Source organism: Streptomyces sp. AJS327, assembly GCF_013450295.1.
Classification (GTDB): domain Bacteria; phylum Actinomycetota; class Actinomycetes; order Streptomycetales; family Streptomycetaceae; genus Streptomyces.
Map to the genome: position 1 here is coordinate 194,947 of NZ_SKBR01000003.1, position 16,041 is coordinate 210,987.

The 16,041-nt window shown below is 73.4% G+C and carries 11 protein-coding genes; 7 read left to right on the forward strand and 4 right to left on the reverse strand.

Annotated features, from left to right (window positions below):
- Nucleotides 1-94: 94 nt before the first annotated feature.
- Both E0L36_RS18255 and E0L36_RS18260 read left to right on the forward strand, forming a co-directional pair.
- Nucleotides 95-745: an FMN-dependent NADH-azoreductase gene (locus E0L36_RS18255; RefSeq protein ID WP_180930205.1), complete on the forward strand. Its 651-nt coding sequence runs from the start codon at nucleotides 95-97 to the stop codon at nucleotides 743-745.
- A gap of 1,365 nt (nucleotides 746-2,110) precedes the next feature.
- Nucleotides 2,111-3,298 carry a DUF11 domain-containing protein gene (locus E0L36_RS18260; RefSeq protein WP_180930206.1) on the forward strand — a complete coding sequence of 396 codons (1,188 nt, stop codon included), beginning with the start codon at nucleotides 2,111-2,113 and terminating at the stop codon, nucleotides 3,296-3,298.
- Nucleotides 3,299-3,353: 55 nt separating this feature from the next.
- Here E0L36_RS18260 and E0L36_RS18265 read toward each other — a convergent pair whose 3' ends face one another.
- The 3 genes from E0L36_RS18265 to E0L36_RS18275 form a co-directional block, all read right to left on the reverse strand.
- A complete protein-coding gene (locus tag E0L36_RS18265) occupies nucleotides 3,354-4,697 on the reverse strand; it encodes a cytochrome P450 (RefSeq protein WP_180930207.1) in 1,344 nt (447 codons plus the stop codon).
- 241 nt (nucleotides 4,698-4,938) lie between these two features.
- A complete protein-coding gene (locus tag E0L36_RS18270; protein WP_180930208.1) occupies nucleotides 4,939-6,033 on the reverse strand; it encodes a selina-4(15),7(11)-diene synthase in 1,095 nt (364 codons plus the stop codon).
- Nucleotides 6,033-7,523, reverse strand: coding sequence for a cytochrome P450 (locus E0L36_RS18275; RefSeq protein ID WP_180930209.1), 1,491 nt, complete (start codon nucleotides 7,521-7,523; stop codon nucleotides 6,033-6,035). The genes E0L36_RS18270 and E0L36_RS18275 overlap by 1 nt, the downstream gene beginning before the upstream one ends.
- A gap of 923 nt (nucleotides 7,524-8,446) precedes the next feature.
- Between E0L36_RS18275 and E0L36_RS18280 the strand changes: the two genes are divergently transcribed.
- Nucleotides 8,447-9,883, forward strand: a complete 1,437-nt coding sequence (locus E0L36_RS18280) for an FG-GAP and VCBS repeat-containing protein (protein ID WP_180930210.1) — start codon at nucleotides 8,447-8,449, stop codon at nucleotides 9,881-9,883.
- Between the two features lie 351 nt (nucleotides 9,884-10,234).
- Here E0L36_RS18280 and E0L36_RS18285 read toward each other — a convergent pair whose 3' ends face one another.
- Nucleotides 10,235-11,047: a thioesterase II family protein gene (locus E0L36_RS18285; protein WP_180930211.1), complete on the reverse strand. Its 813-nt coding sequence runs from the start codon at nucleotides 11,045-11,047 to the stop codon at nucleotides 10,235-10,237.
- Between the two features lie 832 nt (nucleotides 11,048-11,879).
- Here E0L36_RS18285 and E0L36_RS18290 point away from each other — a divergent pair.
- The 4 genes from E0L36_RS18290 (at nucleotide 11,880) to E0L36_RS18305 (ending at nucleotide 15,551) form a co-directional block, all read left to right on the forward strand.
- On the forward strand, nucleotides 11,880-12,995 hold the full coding sequence (locus E0L36_RS18290; protein WP_308416824.1) for an amidohydrolase family protein: 1,116 nt from the start codon (nucleotides 11,880-11,882) through the stop codon (nucleotides 12,993-12,995).
- A gap of 96 nt (nucleotides 12,996-13,091) precedes the next feature.
- A complete protein-coding gene (locus E0L36_RS18295) occupies nucleotides 13,092-14,063 on the forward strand; it encodes a J domain-containing protein (RefSeq protein WP_180930212.1) in 972 nt (323 codons plus the stop codon).
- A 246-nt stretch (nucleotides 14,064-14,309) separates the two neighbouring features.
- Complete coding sequence (locus E0L36_RS18300) at nucleotides 14,310-14,687, forward strand: rhodanese-like domain-containing protein (protein WP_180930213.1); 378 nt, start codon at nucleotides 14,310-14,312, stop codon at nucleotides 14,685-14,687.
- 465 nt (nucleotides 14,688-15,152) lie between these two features.
- Nucleotides 15,153-15,551 (forward strand): GNAT family N-acetyltransferase, encoded by a 399-nt coding sequence (locus E0L36_RS18305; RefSeq protein ID WP_180930787.1) that lies wholly within the window; start codon nucleotides 15,153-15,155, stop codon nucleotides 15,549-15,551.
- The last annotated feature ends 490 nt before the right edge of the window (nucleotides 15,552-16,041 follow it).

A 16,041-nucleotide genomic window follows, 5' to 3' on the forward strand; every position in this document is an offset into this window, starting at 1 on the left:
CCCCGGAAGCAGGAGATGAAAAAAAGTAAGCAGCTGTGCTATTAATAGTCACGTACGTCAGCACACCTACTTATGCGCTACAAGGAGTCTCCGCATGGCCACGCTGCTGCACCTGGACGCGTCCCTCTTCTCCCGCGAGGGGTCCGTCTCCCGCGACGTCACCGCTTCCTTCCGAAACGCGTGGGAGGAGCAGCACCCGGAGGGCACCGTCATATACCGGGACCTGGCCGCCGAGCCGCTGCCGCACCTCGACGAGACCGTGGCGGTCGCGGGCTTCACCCCGCCCGCGCAGCGCACCCCCGAACAGGAGGCGGCCTTCGCCCCGCGCGAGACGCTCATCCGTGAACTGGAGCGGGCCGACGCGGTGTTGATCGGCGCGCCGATGTACAACTACACGATCTCCTCGACGCTGAAGGCGTGGCTGGACCACGTGATCGTGGTGGGCCGCACCACCGCCGCGGCGGAGCGGACGGCCGCCGGTACCCCGACGGTCGTCGTGGCGAGCCGGGGCGGCGGCTACGGGCCGGGCACCCCGCGGGAGAGCTTCGAGTTCGTGCTGAACTACCTGGGCAAGGTGCTGGGCGAGGAGATGGGGCTGGCGACCGAGTTCATCGTCCCCGAGCTGACCCTGGCCCCCACCACCCCCGGCATGGAGTCCCTGATCGACCTCGCCGCGCAGTCCCGCGCCGCGGCGCACGAGGCGGCGGGCGAGCGCGGGAAGAGCCTGGCCGCCGAGCTGCGCTGAACAGCCCGGTATCCCGCCCCGTCCCCGGGTCGGTCCCCCACCCCGGCCTCGGCCAGAGACACCAGCCCGCCCTCCACCGAACGGTCCGGACGCGCCCGCGTCCGGACCGTTTCGTCGTGCGCGGCTTCGTCGTGCGCGGCCGCCCCGGACCGTCCTGGGGCACGGAGTCCGGTGTCCGGTAGGCGGAGTCCGGGGCTCCCGTTCTGCGGGCGTCCGCCCTCTGGGCAACGGGGGCGGCGGACATGTGGAATGGCCTCCCCTCCGCGCGGAACGCGCACCGCGCCACGCCAGCACCCCCGCCACGACGGCCGGTTGACCGGAAGCGGTGGTTCCCACGGGGTCCCGGCGGGTCCGCGGCGTACGGCGACCGGCGGCGCGGGCTGGCGGCCGGAAGCGCGTCCCGCGCGCGGGCCCGGGTTGCTGCCCGCCTACTCCCCACCGGGCAGCACCCCGGAGGCCCGTGGCCAGCGGCTGCCCGAACACCTCGGCGCCGTACGGCGGATGGGCCTGGGCCCGGGCGGCCCGCGCGTCCGCCGACCGGTGCGGCGATCCAGCCAGCGGGGCCGACGGACCATCGGCGGCTGGCAGTCGGTGGGCATCAGTGGGCCACCGGTGGGCAGTCCAGGGCGAGACGGTCGGTGGACACCTGGCGCGGGGCTCACACCGTCGGGTGAATCTGCCGTGCGCGGGCATAGTCCGCGGCGGCGCCCTCACCACCCCTCGGACCTGAGACGCGGTCCACGGCGGGCGGGCCGCGCGGCCCGCCGCGGGCGATCGCGGGCACGTCCGCCCGCTTGCCGGGCACGAGCGAACTGTGATGGCGTGTCCGGCCTCGGACCGTGTGGCAGCCGTCTGCCGCCGGGGAAGCGGCCCGCGGGGCACTGGACCAGGGATCCACTCCGATTCCGGGACCGCCTCGGCGTGGGTGACCCCCGTCGTTCGGACTCTGGCACACCCTGGTCTATCCCAGACCACCGAACGGGATACCGGACAGGACCATGCCCGAAACCAAGAAGCCGTCAACCCCCAAGCCGTGCACGCACCCCGGCACGGTGCGCCGTGGTGGCAAGATCTACTGCGAACGCTGCAACCGCCAGCTGTACCTGTAGCGGACCACCGCCACGCGGCGCGGGCCCCTCGGCTCCGCGTGGGCGGCGCGGCCCTCGCGGGCCGCCCGACGGGCAGCGTCCCCCATTCAAAGGCTTATCGGACGCAACTAGGTGATAAGCCCTCCTCCCGTGCAGCGCCCGCCCGGCCACACGGAAGAGTCCGGACTGCGAGTGACGATCCGCGGCTCGCCCCGGGCGTCCGTCGGTACGAGGCGCGGCCCGTGGCGGCCAGCGCTCCTCAGCACCCGGGAGTGACATGAGGCAGGGAAGACAGCGCGGCAGCACCCGGCAGGCCCCCGGCGCCCGGGGCGACGGCGTACGGCGGGCGCCGGGGCGCGGCCGCCGCCCGGCTCGGCCGCGCGGCGCGGCCCGGACGGCCGTGGCCCTGGTCGTGGCGGTGCTGGCGTCCGCCCTCCACCCCGCCGTCGCCGCCGGGCAGCACACGGCCGGCCGGGAGGGCCAGCGGGCCCCGGTCACCGTGGACTTGGCGCTCACCAAGGAGATCGCCTCGGACGATCCGATCGCCCCGGGGGAGACCTTCGAGTACACGCTGGTCGTCCGGAACACCGAGCGGACGGCCACCGCCACCGGGGTCCGGGTGACCGACAACCTGCCGGAGACGCTCCGTTACGTACGGGCCCGGGTCCTGCCGCCCGGACGGGCCGAACCGGCGCCGGTGGACTGCCCGGTCGACGGCCGGCGGGTGCGGTGCCCCGCCCTGGACCAGCTGCACGCCGGGGAGGCCGCGATCTACACCCTGACCGTCCGGCTCGCGCCCTCCTACCGGGGGACGGGCGAGGACGTCGAGAACCACGCGACGGTGGAGAGCGACCACCCGGACCCCGACCCCGTCAACAACGGCGATCTGGCGGGGGTGCCCGGCGAGTTCGTGAAGCGGCCCACGGCCGATCTGGCGGTCACCAAACGGCCCGTCACCGGCGACCGGGTGGCGCCCGGCGAGACCTTCGCCTACGACCTGGCCGTCACCAACAAGGGCCCCTCGACGGCGCGGACGGTTCGGCTGTCCGACACGCTGCCGCCCGCCCTGGGGTTCGCCGGATCGCGGGACGGCTGCACCGCGCACGGCCAGCGGGTCAGCTGCCCGCCGCACGGCGAACTGCCGGACGACGGCACCGTCGTGCGGCGCGTCACGGTCCGGCTCGACCCGGGCTACGCCGGGGACGGCGGCGAGATCCTGAACCGCGCGACCGCCACCGCCGAGACGCGGGACCCGGACCACTCCAACAACTCGGGCCCGGTGCCCGGCGTCGGACTGCCCGACCGCGCCTGTGACGTCTCGGAACCCTCCCGGTCGGGACCGAACTCCGCGCGGGTTCCCGGTCGTTGGGACGGCATGCCGGACGCGGCCGAACCGCCTGTCTGCCACGGGGCCCCGGCCCGCACCGGACCGCACCGCACGGTCGCGCGGGACAGCGCCGGGTGACGGGCCGAACGCGCCGGGGCGCCCCGGTGGTCACCGGGGCGCGCGGCCGTCCCCGTCAGCGGGCGGTGACCGTCATGGGCACGTGGTCCGGGCCGGCCATCCCCGCGATCACCTCCTTGACGGTGTGCCCCGGCACCGGGCGCAGCCGCCAGCGTTGAAACAGCGTCGCCAGGGTGACCAGGATCTCGGCCCAGCTGAAGCTGTCCCCTATGCACTTCCGGCTGCCCGCGCCGAACGGCATGTAGGCCCCCCGCGGCAACTCCCGCATCCGCTCCGGGACCTGACGCTCGGGGTCGAACCGGTGGGGGTCCGGGTAGTGCTCGGGGTCGTAGTGCAGCGCGTACAGGCTGATCCCCACCTCCGTGCCCTCCGGGATGGTGTAGCCGCCGAGGTCCACCGGCTCCAGCGCGCGGCGCATCAGCAGGGTGACCCCGTGCAGCCGGACCACCTCGTCGATCACCTGCCGGAGGTAGACCAGCTTCGGCAGGTCGTCGTGGGTGACGGGCCGCCCGCCGAGCACCGTGTCGACCTCCTCCAGCAGCCGCTGCTCCACCTCGGGGTGACGGCCGACCTCGTGCATGGTCCAGGCGAGCGTGGCCGCGGCGGTGTCGGTACCCGCGACGAGCATCGTCATCAACTCGTCGCGGACCTCCCGGTCGGTCAGCCCGTCGCCGCTGTCCATGTCCCGCGCCGCGAGCAGCATGGACAGCAGGTCGGGGTGGTCCTCCGGGTCACGGTCGGCCTCCCGGGTGGCGGTGACCACCTCGTCGAGCACCTTCCGCAGCCGGGCGGCGGCGAGGTCGAACTTGCGGTTCGGGCCCAGCGGCACCCGGTCGAGGATCTTCGGGGAGACCGCCCGGATCAGCATCATCTTCAGGACGGTCGGCACGTCCCGGCCGATCACCTCCACCGCCGGTTTGCCGATGTCGGTGGAGAACATGCAGGCGGCGAGCGTCTCGATGGTGTGGCTGCCCATCACCTCCTCCACCGCGAGCCGCTGTCCCGGCTCCCAGGAGTCGGCGAGGGCCTCCGCCTGGCGGGCCATGATGCGGGTGTAGTCGGCGATCCGCTCGTGGTGGAAGACGGGCTGGATCATGCGGCGGTGCTGCCGGTGCACGTCACCCGTCGCGGTGGCCAGGCCACGGCCGACCAGCGGCTGCATCCGGTCGAAAAGCCGCCCTTTCTCGAAATAGCGGCCCTTGGTCGCCAGCACCTCGTAGGTCAGCTCGGACGAGGTGGCGAAGCAGATGGGCATGGTGCCCAGATGGATGCGGACCAGCGGGCCCGCCTCCGGCAGCCCCTTGAGGAAGGCATGCGGTTTGCGCCACAGGGCCGCGGTGTGTCCGAGCACGGGAAGGTGTCCGGGGGCGCGGGGCAGGTGCTTCAGCGAGGGCGGCATTGGGGGGTCCTCTCGGCGTGTGTGGTGCTGGTGCGGATCCTCACCTGTGGTCTCCGGCGCTCGGTGTGGTCGCGGGACACGCCCCGCGCGGACGCGGGCCTCCCGCACCGAACGCCCGGACCCGGCTGGTGCTGTGTGGAGGGGTGGCGCTCCGGTCTCCGGTCACGTGGTACCGACGCCCGCGCTGGTGCCCCGTCGGCGCGCTCCGCCTCGACCGGCGGACGGCGCGCGGCGGTTCGCGCTACACGGGCGTCCGCTCGCCGTCCAGCGCGCTCTGCCACCACCAGGTGATGGACGGGATGTCGAGCGGCGCCGGATCGTCGTCGGTCGGGGTGGCGGAGAAGGTGTTCGGCAACGCGGCCGGATCGTCGGGGGTGGTGTAGCGGATGGAGCTGATGCCCCAGTCCTGTCCCGCGCGGATGAAGGCGTCCAGGCTGTCGAGGTAGCGCCGCAGCCGCGGGCTGGCCGTGGCCCGCACTCCCGCGCTGACCTCCAGGTAGCGGCAGAGCACCCGGTCCCGCTGGCTGATGGCGGTGACCAGCGCCTCGTGCGCGGACAGTCCGTGGTGCCACTCCAGCACCCGCACGATGTTGAGGTAGTAGTCCCCGCTCTTGGCTTCCTTGTGGTGCGAGAAGAGGTCGTTGTCCCAGCAGATGACGAAGAACGCCATCTCCTCCAGCGCCCGCACCCGCTCCTGGTCGCCCTCGCCGGAGGGCAGTTCGTAGCCGTACGCGGCCTCCAGCAGGGGCAGCACCACCGAGGTGGCCCCGTCGTGCAGGCGCATCACCGTGTAGTCGTCCACCGTCGGCACGGTGCCCGCGCCGCGGTGGGCCGCCTCCCAGGTGACGGCGTAGAAGTACTCGCGCAGCGCGTGGATCCAGCGGGCCAGCTGGCTGGGCGTGGCCCACTGATCCAGCCGGGCGCGGAGGTCACGTAGCCCGTCGGCCAGCGCGTCCTCGGGCAGCACCGCGGAGTGGGGAGCCTGCGCGACGCGCAGCAACCGGCCCAGCGGGGTCACGAAGTCCGGGCCGAGACCGCCGTCGACCTCGCTCACCTCACAGTGGCCGTCGTCGACGCCGAAGAGCCACAGGACGAAGTCGGCCAGTATCTCCACCACCTCCTCCCGCCCCTCGGGCAGGATCCGGGCGGCAAAGGTGCCGATGTCGTGGTTGACCAACTGGCCACGGAGCGCCGGGGATCCGATGCGGTACCGCTCGGCCCAGGCGCGGGTGTGCGCGCTGACGGCCTCGTGGTGCGGGTGGATCGCCGGGCTGAACGGCGTGTAGAGCGGGGGTATTCGCAGCTGTCGCTGGGATCTCACGTCCACCTCGGTCATCAGCTCCACCGCCCGGTCCGGGTGGCGTTCTTCCGTCGCAGCCAGCCCCGTTGCCGGGGGTCGGCCGCCGTCGACGGTTCGTGCGCGCCGGACGGCGCGGTGGAGGGGGCGGGAGGGGGGGATGGGGGAGCGGCCGGCGGAAGCTCCGCCGACTGCCCGGGTACGGACATCGCCGCCTGCCGGACCACGGAGTTCGCGGGCTCCGGCGAGACCCCGACGGGCTCGCCGGAGGTCCGGCGCGGCGTGAACACGACCGGCAGATGCGTCAGATGGGACGAGAGCCAGGAGTCGTCCCACTCCAGTTCGTCCTCCCCGACCGCGAGCCGTAGGTCGGGCAGCAGGTGCAGCAGGGCGTCGATGCCTGTCTCGGCGATACCCCGCCCGATGTCCTGCCCGGGGCACTCGTGCGGGCCGCCGCTGAACGACAGGTGCGAGCGGTTGCGGTGCACCGGAACGGAGAGGTCGGGGCGGACGGCCGGGTCCGAGTTGCCCGCCAGCAGTCCCAGCAGCAGCAGGTCGCCCTCGCGGATCTCCTGACCGGCCAGCGTGGTGTCGCCGGTGGCCCAGCGGCCCGGCACCACCGTCATCGGCGGGCTGTCCCACAGCACCTGGTCGAGCGCGTCGGTCAGGGTCATGCTCGCCCCGGCCAGGTTGGCGCGCAGCCGCCGGTCGGTGAAGGTGACGACGAGCGTGCTCGTGATCAGGTTCGTGGTGGTCGTGTTCGCTGAGATCAACAGGAACCGCAGGTGCTCCAGGACCTCGTGGTCGGCCAGCCCCTCCTCGTGGAGTATCAGCCAGGAGGTGATGTCCTGGCCCGGCGTACCGCGCTTGCGCTCCACCAGCTCCCGCAGCAGCGAGACGATCAGGGTGTTGCTCTCCCCCGCCGAGGCGGTGCCCCGGATCACGTCCTGCACCCAGGTGACCAGCTGCGGGCCGTGCTGCTCGGACAGCCCGATCAGCCGGGACATCACCAGCATCGGCAGCTGCGCGGCGAACTGCGAGACCAGGTCGGCGCGGCCGGTGGTGCCGAACTGCTGCACCAACTGCCCGGTGAAACGGTTCACATAGCGGCGCATGCCGTGCCGGTCGACGCGGCCGATGCTCTGCGTCACCGCGGAGCGGAGCCGCTTGTGCTCCTCACCGTCGGCGAAGGAGCAGACCGGCTGCCAGGCGGTGACCGGGGCCAGCGGGTGTTCCGGGGTGACCTGGCCCTGCCGCACGGCGGTCCACAGCCGGGAGTCGCGGGAGAACTTCGAGGGCGTGCGGACCACTTCCAGTACCTCGCGGTGGCCCAGGACCAGCCAGGCGGGAAGGTCCCCGGGGATACGCACGGGAGCGACCGCGCCGTACTCCCCGCGCAACCGCTCGTAGAGCGCGGCGCGTTCGGAGGCCCCCTCGATCGCGTCGAGCCGGGGCGCTCCGTGCGCCGGACACCCCGGCGGAGGCGAAGCGGAACCGACGGAGTCGGGCGAGTTGGGGTCTAGCGTCACGATGCCTCCGAGTTGGCAGATCACGGTGCGGCCCTACCCTCCAGGGCGGGCGGCAGCCACGGCACACCCCCGAGCCTCCCACCGTCCCGCGTCCGGAACGGCCGGGGCGGCGCAACCGGAGGCCGACCTGACCGGAGACAGCATAGGTCAGCCATTCGTGTAGCGCCTGCGGAGTCACGGAGCGTCAACTCGCATCGTGGACAGGGGAGTAGGGGATCCTCCGTCAACTCCGACGCGGGGTGGTCGCCGCCGGTGGCAACCTCGGGGAGGCGCCAGAAACCATCCCTCCCCCCGTTCACGTCCTCCGACACCTCGGGTCGTCACCGGCTCCGGAACGACCCACCCCAGCACACGGTGACGGACCCCCCGGACACTCCGCTTCCGCACGGCTCCCCCACGGGTCCGGAGGCCCCGCCACACACGCCCCACACACGCCCCACGGGCGTAACGGAACGCGAACGAGGGGTCGTCCGGGCGCACCGGCAGGGCTTGGGACCGGGCCCGCGCGCTCCGGCGGACGCGCCCGTGACGCGGTGACGGGGCGTTCGGAATTCGTCCCTCCGCCTCCGGTGGAGGGTGGCCGGAACACCACCGGTACGTGCTCATCTTGTGTGTGACGTGAAAACTTCATGTGCCATGGGGGACTTGGGTGTGATACAGGCACCTCGTCACAGAACCACCGGTCCCCGCGAGCCCCAACTGGACCCATGAGTAACGGCGTTCACGTCGCACGGGGCGACGCGACACCCGGGGCGACGGCCGGGCCGGAGCGCCCGTCCGGCGGAGGCACCGGAACGGGCGGCACGGCCGTGGAACGCCAGTTGTGACGTACGCCCGGTGGTCCCGTACAACCCCGGCGGGGTGGGAGAGGTCATAGGGACGAACGTCTGGACACCCAACAGTCCCCCCACAGGAGGCAGTTCGTGCGTAAACGCACTACCCGTCTGCTCATCTCGACGGCCGCCGCGCTGGCCATCACCGGTGCCGTGCCGGTCGCCTGGGCGAACATCGACACCGGGGCCCAGGCCGCGGCCTGCGAGCCGAGCGACGCCAAGCCCGGTGCCGTCACCCCACGGGTGGACTTCGACAACGACGGCAAGGCCGACCTGCTGACCACCGCCCCCGACGGCACCATCGACGGCAAGGAGAAGGCGGGCTACCTCACCGTCGTCTACGGCTCCGCCGACGGCGCCGACCTGGAGCGGACGCAGCAGATCAGCCAGGACAACTTCGGGCTGCCCGGGGCGAAGGAGAACAACCGCTTCGGCACCCGCACCGCCGCTCGCGACCTGAACGGCGACGGCTACACCGACCTCGCCGCCCACTCCCACCTCGGCGGCACCGACGGCGAGGGCACCCTCACCATCATCTGGGGTTCGCCGGAGGGCCTGGTCGAGGCCACCACCGTGCAGACCGACCTCGGCGGCGCCGGGCTCGCCGCCGGCGACTTCGACGGGGACGGCAACGCCGACCTGATCGCGGACGTCCGCGAGGAGAAGGGCCTGCTCAAGGGCCCGTTCACGGACGACGGCGCCCCGGCGGGCACCGGCGCCGTCCCGGGCCCGGGCTTCACCGACACCGAGGTCACCGACGTCATCGCCGGGGACATGACCGGGGACGGCGTGGACGACCTGGTCAGCTTCGGCCGCTTCCAGAACAACGGCGAGTCCGCGATCTTCAGCGAGGGCGGCCCGGACGGCCTGACCGAGTCCGACGTCAAGATGCCCTCCGGCTCCACCGGCGCCATCGGCGACGTGGACAAGGACGGCTACGGCGACCTCGTCTTCCGCCTCTACCCGAACGGGGACGCGGAGGAGTTCGCCGGGGTCGTGCAGGTGCTGCACGGCTCGAAGTCCGGACCGGACCTCGACCGTGAGTCGCCCGAGTTCGTGCAGGGCTCGGACGGCGTGCCCGGCGCCAAGGAGGACGGCGACCAGTTCGGCGCCTCCATCGACGTCGGTGACGTGACCGGCGACGGCTACGCCGACGTGGCCGTCGGCTCCCCCGGCGAGAATGTGCGCGGCGCCGACGGCGCCGGAACCACCGTGCTGCTGCGCGGCGGCTGCTCCGGCGTGACCGGCAAGGACTCCGAAGCCCTCGACCAGAGCACCCCGGACGTCCCGGGCGCGCTGGAGGCCGAGGACCGGTTCGGCACGACCGTGCGGCTGCTCGACATGGACGGCGACGGCAAGCAGGACATGGCCGTCGGCTCCCCCGGCGAGAACGACGGTGACGGCGCCGCCTGGGTCGTCCCCGGGACGGCCGACGGGCTGAGCGGCCCCGGCACCACGTCCTTCGGGCCCGGTGACCTGAACGCCCCGCCCGCCAAGGCCCGCCTCGGGCAGGACATGGCCCGCTGACCCCGCGCCCCGGACCAGCCCCCGAGCGGGGAGGGCACGGGGCGCCGACGGCCGCCAGCAGACGGCCGAGGAGAGCCCGGAGCGGGCGCCCACGGCGCCGCGCTCCACCGCACACCCGACGGACCCGCGGGCCCGTCGGGAAGGCCAGCCGTTGACGTCCCGTGGTGGGGCGGGACGTCAACGCGCCAGCCGGGGCCGACCGTTCATCCGCCGGGACGGTCGGCCCCTCTCATCCGCCCACGTTGACTACCGCTGGCCGTCGTTCACCGCCGCTGACCGTCGCTGACCGTCGTTGACTGCCGTCGGCCGTCGCTGCGAACGGCGGGGCCGTACCACGCGGGAACAGCCGCCCTACCCGTCCGAGGACACCAGACGCCGTACGACCTCGCCCAGCAACTCCCGTGCCTCACCGGACTCGTGGGGGAAGAAGTGCCCCCCGGGGAAGACCCGCACCGCGCAACCGCCTTCGGTGACCGACTCCCATTCCTCCATCCACCGCACGGGCGCGAGCGGATCGTCCGCACCCGCCAGAACCGTGACCGGACAGCTGAGCGCCCGCCCCGGCCGGTGACGGTAGGTCTCCGCGAGTTCGAGGTCCGCGCGGAGGACGGACAGCACCGCCTCCACCATCTCCGCGCTACACGTCCCCTCTTCCGGTAGCCGGAGGAAACTCCCGGCCTGGCCGAGCAGTTCGGGAGTCGGCAGCCGGTGCATCGGGGCACGGGGTGGCCAGCGCGGCGGAGGCACCATGCCCGAGACGACCAGCGCCGAGGGCGGAAGCGCCCCCGTGTCCGCGCCACGCCCGTCAAGTCGCCGCCCGAGTTCGTAGGCGAGCAGCGCGCCCATGCTGTGCCCGTACAGCACGTACGGCACATCCAGCAACGGCACCATGACGGCCGCGAGTTCGTCCACCAGCGGAGCCAGCCGCAGCTGCGGCGACTCGGCCACCCGTCGTCCCCGGCCCGGCGGTTCGACGGCGCACAGCTCCACCTCCGGCCCCAGCCCCCGAGTCCACGGGGCGTAGCTGAGCGCGCCCGCCCCCGCGTGCGGAAGACAGAACAGCCGTACCCGGGGCGGTGGTTCGGCGTTCAGCCGCCGCCAGGGGAACCAGAGCCGACACGCGGCGGCGTCCGGGTCGTCGGCTGGTACGCGCTCCGTCGGCATCACTGCCCAACCCCCTCCATCGGCTCTCTCCCCCGGCTGCCCGGCTGCCCGGCCAGCGTCCCCGCCACCCGCCTTCCGGCTCTCCGGCTCTCCGGCTCTCCGGCCAGCGTCCCGGCCCGCTGCTTTTCCGGGTGCCCCTTCCAGCTCTACCCCGCCGGATCCGGTTCGCCCCACGGCCGCGCCGTCCACTCCCCGCCATGCGCGACGGACGGCCGGGAGGGAGCGGGGAAGACCAACTGGGCCGGGTAGCGAAGACGGTCAGGACAGTGGGCGACCGGACGGCCGGGCGGAGTGGTCGGGCGGACGGCCGAGCGGAAGGGCCCGGACCCGGAGGACGAGGAGGGACGGCCGGGCGGAAGGACCGGCTCCGCAGAGCGGCCCCGGAAGGCGGCTGGCGCTGAGGGCGGCCGGGACGGTTGGTCGTTCGACGAGTGGGGTCATTCAACGAGTGGTCGTTTTCGGCCTTCTCTTCGCACCCGGCACCGCCCCGGGCCGCGCCCCCGCTCGGTCATCACGAACGGCATCCCGGCCCCACCGCCTCACCCACGACACCGGCCCCACCCCGCCCAGCTCCTCGAACTCACGCCCCAGCACCACCCGTTCCCCGCCGCTCCGCGCCCCGGGCCGTTCTCCTGCCATCCCTCCGTCCACCCCGTCCGCACGCCACGGCGGTCGTGTCACACCACCCCGGTGCGCCCCCGGCCCCACCCGGCGTACGCGGTCTCCGGCGGCGCACTCCCCGGGATCCTCCGCGCACCGGCGGACAGCCGGAACCGGACGCGGGGCGCTGCCGGAGGTGTAGGCGGGGCGCGTGAGGGCCACGCTGGACACCATGACCGCTGACTGCCCCCGATCACCGCGGTATCCGTCGCCCACGCCCCCGGCGACCGACGACCAGGTGTCCGCGTACCGTCGCGCGCTCGGCATCCCCGAGATCGTCGACCTGCATACGCACTTCATGCCGTACCGCGTGCTGCGCAAGGTGTGGGACTACTTCGACACCGCGAGCGACCGTCTCGGCTTCCCCTGGCCCATCCACTACCGGACGGCGGAAGAGGACCGGGTCGCCCGGCTGCGCGCCATGGACGTGGGCCGCTGGACCGCCCTCGTCTACCCGCACAAGGCGGATATGGCGGAGTGGCTCACCGACTGGGCGCTGGAATTCGCCGCCCGCCATCCGGACTGCGTTCCGGGCGGCACCTTCTATCCGGAGCCCGACGCGGACACACAGGTGGAACGGGCGCTGGGGCGGGGCGCCCGGATATTCAAGGCCCACCTCCAGGTCGGCTCCTACGATCCGCGCGACCCTCGGCTCGACCCGGTGTGGGGACGGTTGGCCGAGGCCCGCACGCCGGTCGTCTGCCACTGCGGACACGGCCCGGAGACCGGCGAGGCCACCGGCGTCGGGCCCATCACCGAGGTGCTGCGCCGCCATCCCGACCTGGTGCTCGTCGTCGCCCACCTGGGCATGCCCGACTACACCGCGTTCCTGGACCTCGCGGAGCGCCACCCGTCCCTCATGTTCGACACCACGATGGTCTTCACCGACTTCACGGAGCGGATCGCGCCCTTCCCACCCCGGGAACGCGCCCGCCTCGCGGAACTCGGCGAACGGATCGTCCTCGGCACGGACTTCCCGAACATCCCCTACTCCTACGCCCACCAGCTCAGCGCGCTCCACCGGCTGGACCTCGGCGAGGACTGGCTCCGGGGCGTGCTGTACGAGAACGGCACCCGGCTGCTGGACCAGGCCGAGGCCGCCGCCCTCCGCCCCACCCCGGTCCCCTCTCGTGCGGGCAGTACGGGCGGTGCGGGCAGTACGGGTGACGCCGGTGACACGGGTGGTACGGACGGCGCGGGCACTACCGGCGGTACCGGCCGTACTGGCAGTAACGGCGGTACGGAGATGAGCGGTACGCGGACAGACGGCAGAGGGGGCGGGCGGTAGGGGGACGGGCGGGGCCGGAACCGGCGGTACGGGGGTGGGCGGAGGTCCGAGCGGCTGGGACGTCGGGGCCCGGCGGGATGCGTAAGGTGGGGACCGATGAGCGCTAACCCGGAAGTTGATCGGCCAGCCGAGTCGTCCACCGGGCCCTCCCCGGCCCGGCCCGGCGAGCGGACACCCCCGCCCGACCCGGCCGGTGGCCCGGATTGGAGCGGCGGGACCGACGCGGCCAGCCCGGGCGACTCCCCCACGGCCGACCCGGCGCCGGACGTCGAGGCCGAGGCCGTCGAACGGCTCGACCGGGCCGTGCGCACCGCCGAGACGGCCCTGATCGAGTACGAGATCGCGGTCGAGACCTTCCGGGTGGAGGTCGACAACTTCTCGCGCCTGCACCACCAGCGGCTCGGCCCGATGTACGCCCGGCTGGACGAGCTGGACGCGCAGATCGCCGAGGCGGTCGCCGCCCGCACCGGCGATCCGGAGGACGAACGCCGGGCGCGGGAGGCCCGGGGCGTGGTGATGCCCATGCCGGGGGTGGAGGAGCTGTTCATGGGCTGGATCGACTCCGGCGGGTTCAGCCCGGAGGCCGAGGCCATGCTCAGCGAGAAGCCGGTCACCCCGCCCTCCCGGGTGCGTCCCAGCGAGGAGGCCCGCCGCGCCTACCGCGAGCTGGTCCGCCAGGCACACCCTGACCTCGCCCAGGACGACGCCGAACGCGAACGGCGTGAGGCGTTCATCGTCCGCGTCAACCGCGCCTACGCCGAGGGCGACACCGCGACGCTGGAGGAGCTGGCGCGGGAGTGGGCCGCCGGTCCGGCCGCTCCGCAGCCACAGGCCAGCCGGGCCGAGGAGCTGTACGCACGGTTGGAGTGGCTGGCGCGGCGCAAGGAGATGCTCGCCGAGGTCGCCGCCGAACTGGAGGAGAGCGCGATCGGCGCCATGCTCCGGATGGCACCCGACGATCCGGACGCGCTGCTGGAGGAGATCGCCGAGCAGCTGCTGGCCCAGGTCGCCGAGCGGGAGGCTGAACTGGAGCGCCAACGGGCGCTGTTGGAACCGTCGCAGGAGTGAGCCCTCTCCACCCTCCCGCTTCGAACTCGGAGATCCGGGCTCGGGAGATCCGGAGTCGCGAGGGGGTTGGGAGATCCGAGGTCGGGTGGTTCCGGGTCGGAGGTCCGGGGTTGGAGGTCCGGGGTGAGGAAGTCTCTCGGCGCCCCGGCGGGCAGGGGCTTCGTGTGACGCGATGGGAAGGTGTCCCGGCCGGGCGACGGCCGAGGGCCAGCGGGAAGAACGAGCGACAGCGGAGGCGCGACAACCATGAACTTCGGTCCATTTCCGCAGATGGACGCGGCTGAGGTACCCGAGGACGCACTGCTGCTCGACGTCCGCGAGGACGACGAGTGGGCGGCGGGCCACGCCGACGGCGCCCTGCACATCCCCCTGGGCGAGGTGATCGACCGGCTCTCCGAGATCATCGAGCGTGCCGGTGCCACCCCGGACACCCCGGGCGGGGAACCCGGGACGCCCGTCCGGCGGGTCCACGTGATCTGCCGCGTCGGTGGACGGTCGGCACAGGTCACGCAGTACCTGCTGCAACAGGGGCTGGACGCGGTCAACGTGGACGGCGGCATGCTCGCCTGGGAGCAGGCGGGCCGCCCCCTGGTGGGCGAGGCCCAGCCCCCCTACATCCGCTAGCGCCCCACCTCCGGGCAACACCACCGAAGCTCCGCCACCGACGTTCCGCCACCACGGATGCGCACCGCGCCCACCCGGCCCGGATCGACGCGGACCGCGCCGCCACGGCCGGTCCGCCGGGCCCAGGGCGCGGTGGCTGTGCCCGCCAAGGCCGGTCTGTCCGGACCACGTCCGCCGGACCGTGCCCGGTCGGAGTGCGGCAGGTCCTCGGGAACACTCGGGCGACGCACGGGACGACCCCACGCACCGCCCACCCGAGCCCCCATCCGGCGCCCCCACGGCGCGGAACCGGCGCCGACGGTGACGTCCCCGAGCGGAGCCCACGGAGCGGATGACAGAGGCGGCGACGACAATGGGGGAGACCACGACGGTCACGGGTCCCAGGCTCCGAACTGTGCGCTCGTGCACCGCGGAAGCCCCCGCACCCCAGAAGGGAGCCGGACCACCGTGTGGAAGTGTGAGCACGTGCTCGGCGCCAGTCTCGCCGTCCAGGAGGTCGCGGCGCTGTACCGCGCGTCCACCCTCGCCGAACGGCGTCCGGTGGACAACGAGGAGCGCTTCGCCCGGATGCTGGCCGGTGCGAACCTGGTCATCACCGCCCGCGCCAGGGACGGCCGTCTCATCGGTATCGCGCGGTCCATCACCGACGGCGCGTACGCCACCTACCTCAGCGATCTGGCCGTCAGCACCGCGTTCCAGGGACGTGGCGTCGGGCGCGATCTGATCCGCGCCACCCGGGAGGCGGCACCGCAGGCCAAACTGATCCTGCTCGCGGCCCCGGCCGCGGTCGACTACTACCCGCATGTCGGCTTCACCCGGCACGAGTCCGCCTGGACCCTTCCGGAGATGGCGAACGAACTCTAGGGCCCGCACCACGGCCCTCTCGCCCCACGTCCTCAGCCAGCCCCTCATCCGCCACCGCTCCTCATCCGCCACAGCCTCATCCCGTACCTCACCTCACCGGCCCGCCGCGCGGTCGCTCCACGGCCAGGCCGCCCCTCCGCACGTCCGCTCGGAGGGGAAAACCCACACGCGCCCACCCCACGATCGCCCACCCTGATCGCCACTGATCACCACCGATCCCGGCAACTCCAGCCCGGGGGCCGCCCTTTCCTGCGGCACCAGTTCCGAGCACGTTCCGGCAGCACCGCACGGGAGCGGCCGGAGCACTCCGGGAACACCAACCCGGCGGCACGAGGCCGCCGCCACGGAACCGCGTACGCGACCAGCCACTCTGCCCCGGGCGCACCGGCCTGGTCTCGCTCCGCCCGGCGCCGGAACGGGTGTCGGGAGGCGTGCCCTTCCGCGGGGGCGCCCGCTGGGCACGGCCCCGAGGAACGACCGGCGTCCGACG